2 protein-coding genes and 1 pseudogene are annotated in these 3,492 nt (G+C 66.2%); 2 read left to right on the forward strand and 1 reads right to left on the reverse strand.

The annotated features are described in order from the left end of the window. Positions 1–1,208 (forward strand): annotated as a pseudogene (locus ACEN88_RS27020) (type III effector protein); the annotation flags it as partial. An 8-nt stretch (positions 1,209–1,216) separates the two neighbouring features. Here ACEN88_RS27020 and pyrB read toward each other — a convergent pair. After that, on the reverse strand, positions 1,217–2,167 hold the full coding sequence (gene pyrB / locus ACEN88_RS27025; protein WP_413344627.1) for an aspartate carbamoyltransferase: 951 nt from the start codon (positions 2,165–2,167) through the stop codon (positions 1,217–1,219). 190 nt (positions 2,168–2,357) lie between these two features. Between pyrB and ACEN88_RS27030 the strand changes: the two genes are divergently transcribed. Further along, positions 2,358–3,452 (forward strand): type IV pilus twitching motility protein PilT, encoded by a 1,095-nt coding sequence (locus ACEN88_RS27030; RefSeq protein ID WP_413344629.1) that lies wholly within the window; start codon positions 2,358–2,360, stop codon positions 3,450–3,452. Positions 3,453–3,492 lie beyond the last annotated feature (40 nt).

The following is a 3,492-nucleotide window of genomic DNA, read 5'->3' on the forward strand; positions in this document are numbered from 1 at the left end:
AGCAATTGGCCGCCCTGGCCGCCCGGGACAGCGCGGCGATCGGCCGGACGCAATTCGGCCGGGGCATGCCGCCCGACGTGCTCGCCTCGCTGTCCCGGGCGGCCAGGGCGGCCAATTGCTTCGTCACCGAGCGCCAGGTCGCCGGTCCCGACGGGAAGACGGTGAACATGCTGCAGGTGCATTTCGCGAACCGGGGCGACCAGGAAGGCGAGCCGCTCGCGTCCCAGCCGGACTCGGTCAACTACCATGCCGTGCAACGGCTGGCGGCGCGCTTTGCCGAAGCGCTGTCCCCGATCGTCCGGACCGACGACAGGGAGTACCGGATCGAGCACGTGGCGTGCTTCCGCACGCAGGGCGGCAGCGCCGACGTGTTCGCGGATCAACTCGCCCGGCAGATGCCGATGACGTACCAGCCCGCACGTATCGAACTGACTTCGGATCACTACCTGGACGCTTCCATACGCACGTCGCGCCTGTTCAGCCTGCTGCCTGCGGGCGAGCGGGAACAGCTGGTGCGTGCGGCCCACGTCGCGCACATGGTGTGGGACGAGCAGGTCGGCATGGACGAGCACGGCAACCAGCGGCTCGAGGTGCGCGTGATGTTCGGCGGCACACAGAACATGCGCGACGTCAAGCAGGCCTTCAGCAGCATCGGCCAGTCGGTGGGCAAGGTGTTCAAGGCGAACCACGAGGCGGCCGTGCTGGTGGCGAAGGCGGTCGACGACGCCTATGCCAAGGGGCGGAACGTGAAGTTCGAGTACATCGCGGGCGGATCGATGGGCGGCGCGAGCGCGCAGCTGTTCGCCGCCGCGGTCGAGAGCCGCGTGAAACTGTACGACCCGGCGCCGCTGATCCTGTTCGACCCGCAACTGCCGAACGAGGCCCAGGCCAGGCATGCCATCAAGGACGGCAAGCTCGGCTACGACTATGCCAAACCGCGCGGCATCGCCATCACGCTCGACTATGCGGAGCGTTCGCGCAAGAGCCTGATGGGACGCATGAAAGGGCTGGGCTTCAAGTCGCCCGGCCTGGTGCGCCTGAAGCTGGGCCTGAGCGCGTACGACCGCACCAAGTACCTGCCCGACGGCGGGACGGAACTGCGCCCGCCGCGCACGTCCGGGCCGCCGGGCATGGGCTACCATGCGGATCCGGGCCTGTACAAGAGGGCGCTCAACCGGTTCACCGGGATGGTGGGGTTGCGGCGCTGAACCTGCGCTCAGCCGACGTCGGCCTGCTTGCCCAGCACGAGGAGCAGCAGCGCCATCCGGACCAGGATACTGTTCGCCGCCTGGCGGAAATAAGCGGCGTTCGGCAGGCTGTCGACGTCCGTGTGCAGTTCGTCGATCCGGGGCAGGGGATGCAGGATTACCGTGTCCTTGCGGCAGCGCGATTCCACTTTGGCGCGGGTCAGCACGTAGCTGCCGCGCACGGTCGCCCTCACTTTCGCGTCGGCGATCCGTTCGTCCTGGATGCGCGTCAGGTAGACCACGTCGGCCTCCTCCAGCGCGGCGTCCAGGTTGCTCGTCCGGATCGCCTGGCATCCCATGTCGCGCACGCCGCGGAGGATCGCGCCGGGAATCTGGAGTTCGGGCGGCGCGACGAACAGGAACCGCACGCCCGCATGGAGACACAGCAGGTTGACGAGGGAAGGCACGCAGCGCCCGAACTTCAGGTCGCCCACCACGGCGATCGTCATGCCGTCGACGCCGCGCCCGGGCCGTTCCTCGAGGATCGTGAACAAATCCTGCAGCGCCTGCGTGGGATGCTCGCCATTGCCGTCGCCGGCATTGATGACCGGCACGCTCGACACGGCGGCCGCTTCGGCGGCGGCGCCGCGCTGGTGATGCCGCATCACGATCACGTCGCAATAGGATTGGATCATGGTGATCGTGTCGGCCAGCGACTCGCCCTTGGCCAGCGACGAGTTGACGGTCCCGGTCGTGCTGTTGACCTGGCCGCCGAGGCGCATGAACGCGCTGGCGAAACTCATCCGCGTGCGCGTGCTGGGCTCGAAGAACAGGTTGCCGAGGATGTAGCCGTCGAGGACGTTGCTCCTGGCCTGGCGCGCGGCGATGGGCTTCATCCGGCGCGCCAGGTCGAACAGGGTGTCCAGCCCCGCAAGGTCGAACTGGTTCACTGAAACGATACTGCGGTTCTCGAATTCCAAGGCATACTCCGTTGTCCGCCGGGCCGGTCAACCGCGCATTCTGGAGGAAAACATCGGCGGCATGTGCGGACCGACAGCGGATTGACGGCCAAGTGACAGGAAAATGCAAGACTTCCCGTCCGCCGGACGGCTGGTCAGCCAAGGACAGCCGCGCTATACTCAAGCAAGTCCTACATTACCCAGGTGCATCATGTCCGACGACTTTTCGATATCCCGTGAATTACTGGAGGAGCTGATCTCCCTCGTCAATTCCGGCCAGAGCTTCTCGGATATTCACATCGAGCAGGACATGCCCGTGATGATCAAGTCGCCGCGCGGATGGCGCCAGGTCGGCACGGAACCGGTCACGCTCGAGGACATGCTGCCCGTACTGAACGCCATCGACGAGGATTGGGAAGACAAGATCGTCGAGAGCGCGATCGACCGGCCGTTCATCCTCACCGACTACCGGCTGCGTTGCAACGTGTTCCGCTCGTCGTCCGGTTCGAAGACGACCATTTCGATCCGCCGCCTGCCGCTGCGCCCCATCGCGCTGGACCAGACCGGCCTGCCGCACTATGTCAAGACGGTGCTCGAGGCGACCCGCGGGATCATCCTGATCACGGGGCCGACCGGCTCGGGCAAGACGACGACGATCGCCTCGATGCTCGACCAGATCAATGCGACGCGCAGCGCCCACATCATCACGATCGAGGAGCCGATCGAATACCAGCTGCGGCGCAAGCAGTCGATCATCTCGCAAAAGGAAGTCCCGGCCGACACGGCCACGTTCTCGTCCGGCCTGCGCGAAGCGCTGCGCCAGAAGCCGGACGTGCTGATGGTGGGCGAGATCCGCGATTTCGACACGGCCGACACCGTGCTGCACGCCGGCGAATCCGGCCACCTCGTGCTCGCGACGATGCACACCAACAGCGCGGTCAGCGCGATCTCCAAGCTGCTGGGTTTCTTCCCTGCCGAACAGCGCGAGCAGCGCGCGGCCGGGCTGTCGAATTCCCTGGTCGCGGTGATTTTCCAGACCCTGCTGCCGAACGAGCAGGGCGACGACGTCGTGCTCGCCTACGAAATGGTGTTCAACAATAACCAGCAGGTGGCACAGTACATCGCCGACCCCGGCAAGCTGCACCTGATCGCCGACTTCATGCGCCGCAAGGAGGACAGCATGTCGCGCAGCCTGAACGACGTCCTGGTCCAGCTGATCGCGAAAAAGGCGATCAACGTGAAGGATGCCATGCGCGCCACCTACAACCGTCTCGAGCTGCACGAGATGGCCAACGCCAAGCGCTGACGCGCGCGCCCGGCTTCGCTCCCGGCGGCGCGGCTTCGCC

Origin of the sequence: Massilia sp. CT11-108 (assembly GCF_047302915.1) — a bacterium.
GTDB lineage: Bacteria > Pseudomonadota > Gammaproteobacteria > Burkholderiales > Burkholderiaceae_D > Telluria > Telluria orientalis.